Origin of the sequence: Flavobacterium beibuense, from assembly GCF_004151245.1 — a bacterium.
Taxonomy (GTDB): domain Bacteria; phylum Bacteroidota; class Bacteroidia; order Flavobacteriales; family Flavobacteriaceae; genus Flavobacterium; species Flavobacterium beibuense_A.
In genome coordinates this window covers 86440-101203 of sequence record NZ_JUIW01000001.1, presented here as the reverse complement: position 1 = coordinate 101203, position 14764 = coordinate 86440, and the positions used below count along the sequence as shown (strand labels likewise).

Annotated in this window: 14 protein-coding genes; 11 read left to right on the top strand and 3 right to left on the bottom strand. The window is 37.5% G+C overall.

Annotated elements, in window-relative coordinates; all coding sequences use genetic code 11:
- Positions 1-20: 20 nt before the first annotated feature.
- Complete coding sequence (locus NU09_RS00440) at positions 21-2090, top strand: TonB-dependent receptor (RefSeq protein ID WP_129749283.1); 2070 nt, start codon at positions 21-23, stop codon at positions 2088-2090.
- Here the strand turns inward: NU09_RS00440 and NU09_RS00435 are convergent.
- Positions 2087-2695, bottom strand: a complete 609-nt coding sequence (locus NU09_RS00435; protein WP_129749282.1) for an acyloxyacyl hydrolase — start codon at positions 2693-2695, stop codon at positions 2087-2089. The two genes, NU09_RS00440 and NU09_RS00435, sit on opposite strands and share 4 nt — an antisense overlap.
- A gap of 257 nt (positions 2696-2952) precedes the next feature.
- Here NU09_RS00435 and NU09_RS00430 point away from each other — a divergent pair, with 257 nt between their 5' ends.
- From NU09_RS00430 to NU09_RS00420, 3 genes are all read left to right on the top strand, one after another.
- Positions 2953-4362: a T9SS type A sorting domain-containing protein gene (locus NU09_RS00430; protein ID WP_129749281.1), complete on the top strand. Its 1410-nt coding sequence runs from the start codon at positions 2953-2955 to the stop codon at positions 4360-4362.
- Between the two features lie 108 nt (positions 4363-4470).
- Positions 4471-5037 carry a hypothetical protein gene (locus NU09_RS00425; RefSeq protein WP_129749280.1) on the top strand — a complete coding sequence of 189 codons (567 nt, stop codon included), beginning with the start codon at positions 4471-4473 and terminating at the stop codon, positions 5035-5037.
- The gene (locus tag NU09_RS00420) at positions 5037-6257 is read left to right on the top strand and encodes a cation:dicarboxylate symporter family transporter (protein WP_129749279.1); all 1221 of its coding nucleotides are present in this window, start codon (positions 5037-5039) and stop codon (positions 6255-6257) included. Before NU09_RS00425 ends, NU09_RS00420 begins: the two co-directional genes overlap by 1 nt.
- Here NU09_RS00420 and NU09_RS00415 read toward each other — a convergent pair whose 3' ends face one another.
- Positions 6258-7553: an MFS transporter gene (locus tag NU09_RS00415; RefSeq protein WP_129749278.1), complete on the bottom strand. Its 1296-nt coding sequence runs from the start codon at positions 7551-7553 to the stop codon at positions 6258-6260.
- Between the two features lie 69 nt (positions 7554-7622).
- Positions 7623-9086, bottom strand: coding sequence for a glycoside hydrolase family 130 protein (locus NU09_RS00410; protein ID WP_129749277.1), 1464 nt, complete (start codon positions 9084-9086; stop codon positions 7623-7625).
- 199 nt (positions 9087-9285) lie between these two features.
- On the opposite strand from NU09_RS00410, the gene NU09_RS00405 reads away from it, so the two are divergent.
- From NU09_RS00405 to NU09_RS00375, 7 genes are all read left to right on the top strand, one after another.
- Positions 9286-10446: a 5-(carboxyamino)imidazole ribonucleotide synthase gene (locus NU09_RS00405; RefSeq protein WP_129749276.1), complete on the top strand. Its 1161-nt coding sequence runs from the start codon at positions 9286-9288 to the stop codon at positions 10444-10446.
- 15 nt (positions 10447-10461) lie between these two features.
- Entirely contained in the window at positions 10462-10944 is a 483-nt protein-coding gene (gene purE, locus NU09_RS00400; RefSeq protein ID WP_129749275.1) for a 5-(carboxyamino)imidazole ribonucleotide mutase, read from the top strand.
- Between the two features lie 8 nt (positions 10945-10952).
- Positions 10953-11177, top strand: a complete 225-nt coding sequence (locus NU09_RS00395) for a hypothetical protein (protein ID WP_129749274.1) — start codon at positions 10953-10955, stop codon at positions 11175-11177.
- Between the two features lie 124 nt (positions 11178-11301).
- Positions 11302-13332, top strand: coding sequence for a M3 family metallopeptidase (locus NU09_RS00390; protein ID WP_129749273.1), 2031 nt, complete (start codon positions 11302-11304; stop codon positions 13330-13332).
- Between the two features lie 118 nt (positions 13333-13450).
- The gene (locus NU09_RS00385; RefSeq protein ID WP_129749272.1) at positions 13451-13954 is read left to right on the top strand and encodes a GbsR/MarR family transcriptional regulator; all 504 of its coding nucleotides are present in this window, start codon (positions 13451-13453) and stop codon (positions 13952-13954) included.
- 61 nt (positions 13955-14015) lie between these two features.
- Positions 14016-14366 (top strand): hypothetical protein, encoded by a 351-nt coding sequence (locus NU09_RS00380; protein ID WP_129749271.1) that lies wholly within the window; start codon positions 14016-14018, stop codon positions 14364-14366.
- A gap of 11 nt (positions 14367-14377) precedes the next feature.
- Positions 14378-14764 carry a hypothetical protein gene (locus NU09_RS00375; protein ID WP_129749270.1) on the top strand — a complete coding sequence of 129 codons (387 nt, stop codon included), beginning with the start codon at positions 14378-14380 and terminating at the stop codon, positions 14762-14764.

The window sequence follows — 14764 nt, the reverse complement described above, 5'->3', positions numbered from 1 at the left end:
GTTTATGCTTTTAATAATATATGCAAAAGTTTAAATTTAATATCCTACTGCTATTTACTTCTTCTTTATCAGCACAGCATCCTTTAGACACTTTAAACATACTTAAAGAAATAGTAATAAGCCCGTATCATATTAATGATACCCTGCTTAATGTACCAGCATCCATAAGCGTTCTTTCATCCGAAGAATTACAAAGCAATAATCTTTCTGATATATCACTTGTATTAAACAAGGTTGCCGGTGTAAACATGCAGTCGGGCAGTTTAAATACAAACCGCATAACGATAAGAGGAATAGGTGCGCGAACACCCTACGGAACTAATAAAATAAGAGCTTTTTACGGGAGTATTCCATTAACGTCGGGAAATAGTGAAACCACTATAGAAGATATAGATTTAGAAATACTCAGTCAGGCTGAAATAATTAAAGGCCCATTATCAAGTATTTACGGAGCCGGACTGGGAGGTGCTGTTTTATTTTCTCCAAAAATAAGTTCTTATTATGGCAATAGTGCTGTAATAAGTTCCACCGTTGGCTCTTTTGGTATGATAAAAAATACCTTAACATATGGTTACGCCTCTCAGAAAGGAAATATAAACATTAGCTATCACAACCTTAGTTCTAAAGGCTATAGAGAAAATAGCTCATACAACCGTGAGGGGGTAACTTTAGCAGGAGAATTATTTAAAGCTGAAAAAACAAGCTTTACGTATTTTGGAAATTATACTTATTTAAAAGCATACATACCCAGCTCTATAGATAAAAACACATTTGAAACTAACCCGCAGGCAGCATCTAATACATGGAAAGCCGCTAAAGGTTATGAGCAATACCGCTCTTACTTAGGCGGATTGGCTTTTGACGCAAAAATAAAAAACGGGTTAACAAGCTCTACTTCTGTATTTATAAACGTAAAAGACAATTATGAACCGCGACCGTTTGATATTCTTTCACAAAACACTACCGGTTTTGGAGGACGCACGCAGTTTAACTCCTCATTTAAAACAGGTAAATTAAGTACGAAAATCATTGCCGGAGCAGAATTATTTAAAGACGGATTTACCGGTAATACTTTCGCAAATTTATACGAGCAGAACAATGGCAATGGGAGCTTACAGGGAGAAAAACTTTCAGCCATAAATCAAGACAGGTTTTTTATTAACGCTTTTATGCAGATACATATAGCTTTTACAAGAAAACTGGAAATGCATGGAGGCATAAACTACAACAAAACAAATTTTGAGCTTAAAAATACTTTACAAAACGAAAATGAATTTACCCAAAAATATAATTATAATGCTATTTGGTCTCCTCAAATAGCAATGTTATACAAACCATCCTCCAGTCAAACCTTATATGTATCGGCCAGCAAAGGATTCTCTCTTCCTGCGATTGAAGAAACTCTTACCCCAGAAGGCACAATTAATGATAATATCAAACCTGAAAGTGGTTATAACATTGAGATAGGAAGCAAAACTAATCTTATTAATAAAAAAATGTATCTGGAATTATCTGTATACAGGATGATTATAAAAGATCTCCTGGTGGCTCAACGAGTTGACGATGACAGATATGTGGGTAAAAATGCCGGAAAAACATTGCACGAGGGATTAGAAGTAAAACTAAATTACATTACAAGATTCGGCAACATAACTTTACAACCCTACATAAACGCTTCTATAGGCAATTATAAGTTTAAAGATTTTAATGACAATGGTAATAATTACACAGGAAACGATCTTACAGGTGTCCCCAACAAAAATGTAAATACAGGTATTGATTTAAAAACAGGGTTTGGTTTATCTTTTACAGCAAATTATTCCTATACAGATAAAATGCCTTTAAATGATGCCAATACAGAATATAACGACAGCTTTCAACTTATAAATATTAAAGCAAGCCAACAGATAAATCCCATGAAAAATCTCTATCTAATTTTTTCCGCAGGCATTAACAACCTCACAAATACATCTTATGCAAGTATGGTTTTAGTAAACGCCACAGGATTTGGCAATTCGGCACCAAGATTTTATTATCCTGGCTTACCTATTAACTATTATGGAAATTTACGTTTAAATTATCATTTTTAAAGAGGAACAATTATGCCCAAAGAGATATTATAGGTATTGAATCCGGCATTGGATTCATACAGCCCGGCATTGGAAACATGAGCAACACCTGGACGTATATCAAGGGTAATATCATAAAAACTAACTGCGGCACCAACAGCAAAAACATCATTAAAGGCAAAACCCTTGTTAAGCCTTTCTGTCTCGGTATCATTAAACATTGGCCCCACGTTACCCATAGCATACACATTAAAATTATCGCATACATTATACCTCAAAAAGAACGCAACATTTAAAATAACCTGCCTTACATCTTTAAGTCTGGTATACTCATTTCTTTTCCTTTCGTATTCGGGATCATCAGGTGTAACAAAGTATTTGTTTAGAAGCTGATGCTGGGCAAAGTTTATTTCGGGCATAAGTGCTACCTGATATTCCCATTTTTTTTCCGGATTAAAGCTGTAATAAAACTGCAACTGAACATAGCTGTTTGAAAAAGTATAATCATAATTATCAAATTCCTTTCCCCAGCCATAGCAGGCACCAAATTCAAATTTAGCCGGAGATTTAACTTCCTGAGCATGCAATTCAATCACAAAAAAGAGAATAAAAATTATCCTGACCATACATATATTTTTTCAGTTCATTAAAGTTAGCTTTTTGATTTAACCAATAAATACCTACTTAATTAATTTTTGATTAAATTTTATAAACGACTCATTGTCCGTCCAGCACTTTTTCAATTAAAACATTCATTGTAAATGTTTTAAATAAAAAAACGTCACACTAATATTTTAAAATGTCACACTTTATCCAAGCAATGGTAAACACTAAGGAAATGAGGTAAAGTAATTTAGCATAATGAACTAAAACTGCTTTTACTATGAAAAAGTTATTACTTATTTTACTATGCCTTGCGCCTATATTAACAAAGGCTCAGGCACCCACTATCGAGGGAGACACTATGCTGTGTCCGTACACAAATGGTACTGCCTCAATAACAACAGACATGGAATACGAGAGCTATCAGTGGTATTCTAAATATTGGTTTACTACAGATGAATTTGAGCCAATTGATGGCGCAACCGGAGCATCTTTCACTTACGACTGGTATACTTATGACCAATCAATATTCAAAGTAGTGGTTACTCTTGACGGAGAAACTTATGAGTCTAACACTATCACGATAGACAGTTATGCATGGGCTGGGTTAATTGTTGAAACCCAAACAAGTGATGATGTTATATTTAATCCTGACCAGGGATATTATATTTGTGAGGGCAGCACCATTACTAATACAATACAACTACCTTACAATGTTGTACAGTGGTACAAAGATGGCGTAGAAATTGAAGGCGCAACAGAACCTACTTACACCATTACAACAGCAGGGATTTATCATGCAGTTGCCGCTCCTGATTTTTGCCCTAACAGCACAACAAACACACTACCTATTGTAGTTATAAACAATCCTGACTGCGGACCAGTTGACCCAACTCCCATTATAGATGGTACAGCTATGCAGTGCCCTCAAAGCACAAGTAGTGTAGAAGTAACAAACACTATGGAATACGACTCATACCAATGGTATTTTAAATATTTCTTAGAAGAGGAGTTCCAACTTATAGAAGGAGCAACTGCAGCTGAATTTACATATGACACTTATACTTATGATGCCGGAGATTTTAAAGTGATTGTAACTTTAGATGGCGAAACATATGAATCAGCACCATTCACCATAGACACATACAACTGGGCAGGATTAATCTCAATTAACGACTTAAGTGATGATGTAATATTTGATCCGGATTTTGGATATCTTATATGTGAGGAAAGCACAATTACATGTACTATACAAAGTCCTTATACAATAGCACAATGGTATAAAAACGGAGAAGCCATAGAAGGCGCTACCGATGTAAGCTACACTATAACTACTCCGGGAGTATACTACGTTACAGCCGCACCATCGTTTTGCCCTGACAACACGGCATCTATAGATCCGTTTACAGTATCAATGAACCCTGAGTGCAACTTAGGCATTAATGACCCTGAATTAAACAATAACGTAACTTTGTATCCTAACCCAACGTCTGACATTCTTAACGTGATGCTTCCTGACAATACAGAAGCACAAGATTATACAATTTTTGATGTTACAGGAAAAACCCTTTTACAGGGAGTTTTCTCAACAAGCAACAGCATAGATGTTTCTTCTCTTACTGCAGGAACTTATATTATTAAGCTTACAGGAGATAACAAACAATTCTCCCAGATATTTATCAGGAAATAAACTGCTAATTTCCAATTTGTGTAACCAGGGTAAAACAATATGTTTTGCCCTGGTTTTTTTATGCTCTGTTATTTTTTGTATTTTCCGCATTCTTAATAATCAGTCAAATTGAATCAGCTTTTTTACGATAAGATTGCAAACAGTACTGCTCACCGTCCAATAAGAGATGAACTGAGCGCAATGGTACTTAGAGACAAAAACCTATTACCCGATTTAGTAAAGATTGCCATTGATGTTACCGACAAAAACCATCATAAGGCATGCTGGGTAAGTGAGCTTGTATTTGAAAATAAAATTGATTGGTTACAGGATTACCTTGATGCGTTTTGCGACACATTGGAAAAATACACTCATGAGAGTGCTATAAGACCTGTTTCCAAAATATGCCTGTTTGCGGCTGACCATCATTATAAAGGAAAGATTCCTTTTTTAAACGGCAAACATCTCAGTAAAATAACCGAAACCTGTTTTGACTGGCTTATAGACCCTAAAGGTAAGGTTGCCACAAAAGCCTACTCCATGAGGACATTGTATATTTTAGGCAAGAAAGAAGACTGGATTTATCCTGAACTGGAAAACATTTTACCTTTAGGGTTCCCTCAACACACAGCAGCATATAAATCGGCAGCTAAAGACATTTTACAAAGAATAGAAAAATCTAAAAAGGCAATATAATGCAAGAGCCTCAATCCAATAACAGCTTACTCTATAAAATAACCACAAATCTTACATTTTGGGTACTTATTGCCATTATAGCTGCTATACTATTAGGGCACTTTAGCCCTGATACAGCAGTTAAAACCAAGATTATAGGCGACTGGTTTATCAAAATAATAAAAGTATTTATTGCTCCTATTATCTTCCTTACCATCGTACTTGGAATTGCAGGAATGGGCAACCTGAAGAAAGTTGGCCGAATTGGAATAAAATCCCTTATCTACTTCGAAATCGTTACCACTTTTGCCCTGGCCATAGGGGTTATCGTAGCTTACATTATCCAACCCGGTAAAATCGACAAATCAGGCCTTGATATTGGCGACGCTTCAAAATACACGGGAGAAAAAAGTGATTTTAGCTGGCTGCAATTCTTTTTAGACAATGTAACCTTACAGGTATTACTTGCCGCTATCATAGTGGGAATTGTATTAAACTACAGCAGCAAAAGGGAAAAGGCTGTGGCCTTTTTATACAAATGTTCGAATATTGTTTTTAAGGCCTTAAAGTTTGTAATGTATCTGGCTCCTTTAGGTGCTTTTGGAGGCATGGCTTATACAATAGGTAAGTTTGGACTACATACACTACTCCCATTGAGCAAGCTCATGATAACCATTTATATCACTATGGCTATCTTTATATTTATAATACTTGGAGGCATCCTAAGGTATTTTAAAATGAACATACTGGAGTTCCTTTCTTATATAAAAGCTGAGTTACTTATTGTTTTAGGAACCTCATCATCAGAAGCGGCTTTACCTAACCTGATGGAAAAACTGGAAAAAATGGGATGCAGTAAATCGGTAGTAGGTTTGGTTGTACCTACAGGCTATTCCTTTAACCTTGACGGAACCTCTATTTACCTTTCTATGGCTGTGATATTTTTAGCGCAGCTTTACAATGTACACTTATCTTTTGGTGAAATAGTTACCATTATCGGCCTGCTCATGATTACATCGAAAGGAGCAGCAGGAGTTACAGGAAGTGGTTTTATAGTATTGGCTTCCACCTTAACAGCAATTCATAAAATACCATTGGAAGGGCTTGCATTTCTTTTAGGTGTAGATAAGTTTATGAGCGAAGCCCGTGCCATAACCAACTTTATAGGCAATGGTGTAGCCACTATAGTTATAGCAAAAACGGAAGGTGAATTCCTTACCGAAGAACCGGAAGAAATTTAATTATTCTTCTTTTTGTTCATCCTGTTTTTCCTCTTCATAGAAACCAAACCTGCGTAATTGCGGAGCACTGAAGAATGTTACTGCAACCACACCCAGGGTAAGGCAACCACCCACAACTACTGCCCTAACCGTACCCAGCCAGTGTGCCATAACACCGCTTTCAAAATCACCTAACTCGTTAGATGAACTTACAAACATGGTGTTTACTGAAGCAACCCTGCCTCGCATATGATCTGGTGTTACCAGCTGAAGAATCGTACTGCGTATTACTACACTTACCGCATCAAACATACCTGAGAGCATAAGCATGGCAAATGAGAGTATAAAGTTTTTAGAGATACCGAATATTATAATTGATATGGCAAATCCGCCTACAGCTACAAACAATTTTTTACCAGGGTTGGTACGTAATGGTAAAAAGGCCAGTATACCCAGTGTAATTAATGCTCCTATACCCGGAGCTGCGCGCAGTATACCATAACCCACTTCGTCTACCATAAGTATTTCCTTTTGGTAAACCGGTAATAGTGCCACTGCCCCACCAAACAATACAGAGAACATATCCAATAACTGAGCCCCTAAAAGTTCAGGGGTTTTTAACACAAAACGTATACCCTGTGTAAGGCTTTGTAGTATAGGCTCTTTTTCTTTTTTTAATATTGGCTTTACACCAACACTTAGCATAGGAATTAACAACAACAGTTCTATAGCCACAACTACTCCCATACCTAATGTAATACCGTCAAGAGCAATAAGTACACCGGCAGCAAGAGGTCCTAAAACCGAACCCGTTTGCCAAGCCATACTGCTCCAGCTTGTAGCATTTGCATAATGTTTTCTTGGAACCACAAGACCGAAAAGTGAAAACATGGACGGCCCCATGAACGAACGTATAGCACCGCCACAAAACACAAAGAAGTATACAAGGTATAATGTATAATCTACCCCTAAATTATCAAGGGCAAACGGAGTGGTTAATGTAAAAAGGCTTGCTCCAAGCAAAATATAAGAAGCCAGGCACAGCAATACCATCTTTCGCTTTTCGTTAAGGTCTACAAAATGACCTGCAAAAAAGGAAAATGTAATGGCAGGAATAACTTCCGAAAGGCCTACACCTCCCAGGGCAAGTTTATTGGAAGTAATATGGTATACCCAATAGAATATTATGGTAATTTGCATATTCAGGGCAAAAATGAGCCCGAAACGCACCGCAAGGTAAGAGCGGAATTCTTTTATTTTAAGTACAGGATTTTTTTTAAAGAAGCCGGTTTGCTTTTCGGCACTGTCGTTTTCCATGATGGCTAGATGCGTAATTTTATGCAAATATACAACAGTACCAAAATCAATTGCATTAAAAACAATTATTTAACCGCCACTTTTAAGCCTGTCCAGCAAAGTTTTAAGATTAACCGATGCAAAGCCCGAACTATGATCGGAATGCCCATAAGGTATTATCAGCTCGTCATTATGAATAATAGAACCACAGGAGTAAACTACATTAGGTACATACCCCTCGCGCTCATCTGTATTAGGCATAATAAGCGGATCCTTTAATCTGCCAATTTCTTTAGACGGGTCTTCTATATCTAAAAGTGAAGCACTAATAGTATAACGACGCATAGGCCCTACCGCATGCGTAATAACCAGCCACCCGCATTCTGTTTCAATAGGAGATCCGCAGTTACCAATCTGAACAAATTCCCACGAATATTCAGGTCCCTGAATTTTTACCGGATCTTCCCATTCATTAATATTATCAGAATACATTAGGTAATTGTTCCAGCCGTCTATTCGGGCCAACATGGCATACTTACCGTTAATTTTCCTCGGGAAAAGCGCCAGGTTTTTATTACGTGCACCGTTACCATGCAGCGGACTGGTCTTAAATTCGTAGAAATCGGTAGTCTTTAAAAGTTTGGGCATTATATGTACCCCGTCATAAGCAGTATAGGTAGCATAATAAATAATACGCCCGTTATCATCGGTAAACTTTACAAAACGTGCATCTTCTATACCCTTACTTTCAAAATCAGAAATAGGAAAAATAACCCTGTCACTAATATCCGTATCCTTAGAAAAAGTAATACGTCTGTAACTGTCACTCAAGGCCAGTATCATTTTGTACTGCGCTATATCCTTAGGATCGGTCGTTTTATCCCAAGCTTCATACACCAGTTCTTTTAACTGGTTATAATCAAACCGGTCTTCCAGTTTTTCTGTAACCACCTGCAAAAAATGCTCATTAATATCGGCTTCATCAGCCTTCTTTAAAAACTGTCTTTTATGGTAAATGAGATTATGAATTTTATCGGCTTCATCTATATAATTACCTGCCGGAATTACGGTAATACTACCATCCCTGTCAAGTATTGCCCTCCTGAAAACAACAGACGACACATGTCCCTCACCCACTGCCCTGAAACTGATTATAATACGAAGCTGCCCTTCCTCAAGATTCGCCTGATCGGGATCGGGTACTATAGACGGGTTAAAAAATGCGGCTGATTCAATAGAATATTCATGAGTAAAATAAGAACCTATCAAAAGTTTGCACCAGTCATCCATTTCATCAATATTACCCCCGGCCATTTCTATATATCTCCTTACCCGCTCGCAATGGCGCATCAGTTTTTTGGTAATACTCCTGTGTCTTTTGGAAAAATCCTGAAGTAAGGGAGAAATGATATTAAAGACTTCCTCCTTATCCAGTGTCAGTATTTTCTTCAGCATTTCAACGGCACGTTCCTCCCCATTAAAAAAAAAGCGCGCTATAACGCGTCTTGTATCAGGAAGTACTTTTACGGGTTTTCGGTCAACTGTCAATCTCATATTCTTAATTTTACCTGTAAACAGAAAGCCTAAATTACAACTAATATTTAGATAAGACTTAGGCTCAATTGCTAAAATTAACTAAAAAATTACCCAAAAATTTCTGACAGCAAAAAGCTTTGCCGATAAATATTCGTTTAGCACTGCATAATTTTACGGCTTTAAGTATCTTTGCACAGCAAAATAATAAACACGATAAATGAATTATTTTTCTTCTGATTTTAAGTTAGGAATTTTAGGAGGCGGGCAGCTTGGAAAAATGCTGCTTACCGAAACCAGAAAATTTGATATACAAACCTATGTACTGGACCCAAGCGATGAGGCACCATGCAAAATAGGCAGTAACAAATTCTTTAAGGGCAGCCTTATGGATTTTGATACGGTATATAACTTTGGTAAACAGGTAGACGTACTTACTTTTGAGATTGAACTTGTTAATGTTGAGGCTCTTGAAAAACTGGAAGCCGAAGGAGTTAAAGTATACCCATCGCCAAAAACCTTAAAACAGATACAAAACAAAGGCACTCAAAAAGACTTTTACAGCGCTAACAACATCCCTACTGCGGATTACAAACGCTTTGAAAGCCTTACCGACTTAAAAGCTGCTGTTGAAAATAACGAAATAAGCATGCCTTTTGTATGGAAAAGTACCGAAGGTGGTTATGACGGAAACGGCGTTAAAGTTATACGCTCTATGGAAAGCTTTGAAGGGCTTGCCAATGTACAGTGTATAGCAGAGACCATGATTCCGTTTAAGAATGAACTTGCTGTTATAGTTACGAGAACTCCGTCGGGACAAATAAAAACATACCCTGTGGTTGAAATGGAATTCCACCCGGAAGCAAATCAGGTAGAATATGTAATTTGCCCAGCCCGTATTGATGATGCTGTTGCAGAAAAAGCAAGGGCTATCGCTTTAAAGGTTTCGGAAGCATTTAACCACGTAGGATTACTTGCTGTAGAAATGTTCCAGACAGAAGATGACCAGATACTGGTAAACGAAGTAGCACCAAGACCACACAATAGCGGACACTACTCTATAGAGGCAAGTTATACATCTCAGTTTGAACAGCACCTGCGTGCTATTCTTGACCTGCCTTTAGGAAATACAGATAGCAAAGTTGCCGGAATTATGGTTAACTTAGTAGGTGCTGAAGGTTATACCGGAAATGTGGTATATCAAAACATTGAGACTATTTTAGATAAAGACGGGGTTACACCTCACATCTATGGCAAAAAGGAAACAAGGCCTTTCAGAAAAATGGGTCACGTTACCATAGTAAATGAGGATATTACTGTTGCCAGAAAAATAGCCGAAGAAGTAAAAAACACGATTAAAGTAATAAGCCAGCAAGGCTAACTTAATAGAACAAGAATGAAAGTAGCTGTAGTAATGGGCAGCATATCGGATATGCCGGTAATGCAGGACGCCATAGACATGTTAAAAGAGTTTGGTATAGAAACACACGTAGATATCGTTTCTGCTCACCGTACACCTGAAAAACTGGTAGACTTTAGTACAAATGCACACAATAATGGAATATCTGTAATTATTGCAGGTGCAGGTGGTGCAGCACACTTACCAGGTATGGTAGCTTCTATGTCTCCGCTTCCTGTTATTGGCGTACCGGTTAAGTCAAGCAACTCTATTGACGGATGGGACAGCGTATTGTCTATACTACAAATGCCGGGTGGTGTACCGGTTGCAACGGTAGCACTTAACGGAGCTAAAAATGCAGGCATACTGGCAGCACAAATTGTGGGAAGCCATGACAAAGCTGTTTTAGATAAAATTATTGCTTACAAATTAAAACTTAAGGAAGCTGTTCTTAAAGCTGCCGAAGGTTTACAGAAATAATAAAGAGTATGAAAGTAAAATTCTTCACACTTATAGCTGTAACAGCAATATTTATTAGCTGTAAAAGCTCTCAGCAAAAAACTGAGACTGATGATAACGTAAGCTACGAATCAGTTCTGAATGAAAAGGAAGAAACAAACGAACCTGTTGAACCTAAATATGAAAGTCCGAAGAATAAATCACTTGATTCGATAAAAGCAAAGATGTCCACTAATTTGCCTAAAAAAGGATAACACTATAAAGCTGCCAATTGGGCAGCTTTTTTTATAGCTTTTTACCTTAAGTCAAAATGAATACCTTTGGTATAATTGTTGACCAACTTTCAACATATTTATGTTTAAAACCTTAAACGAGACTATGAATTTACTTACCCAAAAATTTAATACAAAACACGATACTGCCCCTTTTAACGGAATTAAGACCGAAGATTTTCTTCCCGCTTTTAAAGAAGGGATTGCCGAAGCTAAAAAGGAAATTGATGCTATTGTAAACAACCCTGAAGCACCAGGTTTTTCAAACACTATAGAAGCTTTGTCTTTTAGTGGCAACATGCTGGAAAGAACTTCTTCCATATTCTTTAACCTCCACTCTGCCGAAACCAATGACGAGATACAGAAAACGGCCATGGAGGTTTCGCCTATGTTATCAGAATTCAGCAATGACATCCGTTTAAACAAAGAACTGTTTGCAAGGGTAAAAGCAGTATACGACAGTAAAGACAGCCTTGACCTTACCATAGAACAGGTTACACTATTAGATAAAAAATACAAGAGCTTTGCACGTAACGGTGCGAATCTGCCGGAAGACAAAAAAACAAGGCTTCGCGAAATAGACAAAGAACTTTCACAACTTAGCCTTAGGTTTGGAGAAAACGTATTGGCAGAAACCAATGCCTTTACATTACATATTACAGATGAGAAAGATCTTTCCGGTTTACCGGAAGGTGCCATAGAAGCAGCCCGAGAAATAGCTATGGGCATGGAAAAAGAAGGATGGGTATTTACTCTTGACTTCCCTAGCTATATGCCGTTTATGACTTATGCAGATAACAGGGATCTGCGCAAAAAAATGGCATTGGCCTTTGGCGCAAAAGGTTTCCAGAACAATGAATTTGATAATCAGGAAATAGTACTACAGATAGTGAAACTTCGCCACGAGCGTGCTAACCTTCTAGGTTATAAATCGCATGCCGACTTTGTACTTGAAGAACGTATGGCTGAGAGTCCTGAGAAAGTCCGTTCTTTCCTAAACGACCTGTTGGTAAAAGCAAAACCGGCAGCACAAAAAGAATTTACCGAGCTTAGTGCTTTTGCCAAAGAACTTGACGGACTGGATCATCTTGAAAAATGGGATGGTGCCTACTATGCCGAAAAGCTAAAACAAAAGCTTTTTAATCTTGACGATGAAAAACTGAAACCTTATTTTGAACTGGACAAAGTTCTAAACGGCGCCTTTACCATTGCAGGTAAACTATACGGCATTTCGTTTACCGAAGTTCAGGATATCGATAAATATCATAAAGATGTAAGGACTTATGAAGTGAAAGATGAAAATGGTGATCTAACAGCTATTTTCTATGCCGACTTCTTCCCGAGAAAAGGCAAACGTAACGGTGCCTGGATGACATCGTTCAAATCGCAATATATTAAAGACGGTATTAACGAAAGGCCGCACGTTTCTATAGTTTGTAATTTTACAAAACCTACCGAAACAAAACCGTCGCTTCTTACCTTTAACGAGGTAACTACTCTTTTCCATGAGTTTGGCCATGCACTTCACGGTATGCTGGCAAACACTACCTACCCTAATCTATCGGGCACAAGCGTATATTGGGATTTTGTGGAGCTACCGAGCCAGATAATGGAAAACTGGTGCTATGAGCCTGAGGCATTAGAGCTTTTTGCTCACCACTATAAAACGGGAGAAGTTATCCCTATGGAGTACATAGAAAAAATTAAAGAGAGTGCTACCTTCCAGGAGGGTATGGCAACCCTACGTCAGTTGAGCTTCGGTTTACTTGATATGGGTTGGCATGCACAGGATCCGGCTGCTATAGGTGATGTTAAAAGCTTTGAGATAGAGCAGTTCTCTCCTACTCAGCTATATCCCGACGTACATGAAAATGCCATGAGTACCGCCTTTTCGCATATTTTCCAGGGAGGTTATTCTTCAGGATATTACAGTTATAAATGGGCCGAGGTACTGGATGCCGACGCTTTTGAATATTTTCAGGAGAAAGGAATTTTTGACAGGGAAACTGCCCGTAAATTTAAAGACAATATCCTTTCTAAAGGAGGTACAGAGCACCCCATGCTACTTTATAAACGTTTCCGCGGGCAGGAGCCTAAACCGGAAGCTTTATTAAAAAGAGCCGGACTGCTTGTTTAGTTTATTTTGATCATTCGATAGGAGACGTTGCTAATAATATTAGCAACGTTTTTTTATACCTAACAAATAAACTTTCAATTATTTTTGAAAGTTTAAAAATAATTTATACCTTTGACTTATGGAATTCAAGGAAGCAAAAAATAAGTTTGTACAAACCTGGGGAGCGTTAGGTTCGCAATGGGGCATAAATAAAACAATGGCCCAAATACACGCCCTGTTAATGGTAAGTAAAGAACCGCTTTCTATGGAAGACATTATGGAAGAGCTTCAAATTTCCCGAGGTAATGCCAGTATGAATATACGTGCGCTTATGGACTGGGGTATTGTTTATAAAGAATTTAAACAGGGCGAACGTAAGGAGTTTTTTACTGCAGAGAAAGATCTTGACGAGCTTGCCATTAAAATAGCTAAAGAACGCAGCAAGCGAGAAATAAAGCCTGCCCTTAAAGTACTGAAGGAAGTTTCTACCGGGGTTGAGGAAAAATCAACTGAAGCAAAATATTTTGCTGAACAGACTGACAAGCTTTATGAGTTTGTACTGAAAACAGATAACATTATAGAAAAAGCTACAGAGTACAAAGACAACTGGCTTACTAAACTTTTAATGAAGATGATGAAATAACATCATTTTTTTTAATCAAAACTTTCATTTTTTTCTGAAACTTTGAAATAAATAATAAGTTATGAATCTTAATATCCTTACATACGGCATCTTCCTTCTCATTGTAGTTTACATTATCGCGGTAGTGGGAAAAATTTGCTATAAGAACGGGAATATATATGTTTTGGAATTGCTGCACGGCCATAAGGAACTTTGCCTGCGTATTAACAGGATATTATTGGTTGGCTATTACCTGGTAAACATAGGCTATGCAGCAATGACATTACTAAACTGGCAAACCGTAACCACACTAAACCAGCTAATAGAGACCATAGCGGTTAAGTCGGCAACAATAATAAGCATCCTCTGCATACTGCATTACCTCAACATATTCCTGTTAACCAAATACGTTCAAAAAATTATTAACGACTAAATTTTATTATTATGGAAACCACAAAAATTTTAATCGGCTACACCATTTACTTACCTGTTGTATTAGCACTTACATTTATAGTTTCACGTACCCTTTTTAAAAACGGAAAGATCTTTATGCTGGACATTTTTAAGGGCAGGGAAGAAATAGCAAATGCTACAAACAAACTTTTTGAAACAGGCTTTTACCTTCTTAACCTGGGCTATGCTCTTATGATCCTGAAACTTAACCTGAGCAACGATAGCTATCAGAGCTTAGTGGAAGCACTTAGCCACAAGATAGGCGGATTCTCTATTTACCTTGGCATAATGCTATTCTTAAACCTATACTTCTTTTTTAGGGGAAAAAGAAAAGCAAGACAAAGCAGAACTGAAGAACATATTGTTTACAGACCGTAA

What these genes read in the sequence shown, in the direction of transcription:
- NU09_RS00440 (WP_129749283.1), top strand. Translation starts at nt 21, where the DNA reads ATGCAAAAGTTTAAATTTAATATCCTACTGCTATTTACTTCTTCTTTA.
- NU09_RS00435 (WP_129749282.1), bottom strand. Translation starts at nt 2,695, where the DNA reads ATGGTCAGGATAATTTTTATTCTCTTTTTTGTGATTGAATTGCATGCT.
- NU09_RS00430 (WP_129749281.1), top strand. Translation starts at nt 2,953, where the DNA reads ATGAAAAAGTTATTACTTATTTTACTATGCCTTGCGCCTATATTAACA.
- NU09_RS00420 (WP_129749279.1), top strand. Translation starts at nt 5,037, where the DNA reads ATGCAAGAGCCTCAATCCAATAACAGCTTACTCTATAAAATAACCACA.
- NU09_RS00415 (WP_129749278.1), bottom strand. Translation starts at nt 7,553, where the DNA reads ATGGAAAACGACAGTGCCGAAAAGCAAACCGGCTTCTTTAAAAAAAAT.
- NU09_RS00410 (WP_129749277.1), bottom strand. Translation starts at nt 9,086, where the DNA reads ATGAGATTGACAGTTGACCGAAAACCCGTAAAAGTACTTCCTGATACA.
- NU09_RS00405 (WP_129749276.1), top strand. Translation starts at nt 9,286, where the DNA reads ATGAATTATTTTTCTTCTGATTTTAAGTTAGGAATTTTAGGAGGCGGG.
- purE (WP_129749275.1), top strand. Translation starts at nt 10,462, where the DNA reads ATGAAAGTAGCTGTAGTAATGGGCAGCATATCGGATATGCCGGTAATG.
- NU09_RS00395 (WP_129749274.1), top strand. Translation starts at nt 10,953, where the DNA reads ATGAAAGTAAAATTCTTCACACTTATAGCTGTAACAGCAATATTTATT.
- NU09_RS00390 (WP_129749273.1), top strand. Translation starts at nt 11,302, where the DNA reads ATGAATTTACTTACCCAAAAATTTAATACAAAACACGATACTGCCCCT.
- NU09_RS00385 (WP_129749272.1), top strand. Translation starts at nt 13,451, where the DNA reads ATGGAATTCAAGGAAGCAAAAAATAAGTTTGTACAAACCTGGGGAGCG.
- NU09_RS00380 (WP_129749271.1), top strand. Translation starts at nt 14,016, where the DNA reads ATGAATCTTAATATCCTTACATACGGCATCTTCCTTCTCATTGTAGTT.
- NU09_RS00375 (WP_129749270.1), top strand. Translation starts at nt 14,378, where the DNA reads ATGGAAACCACAAAAATTTTAATCGGCTACACCATTTACTTACCTGTT.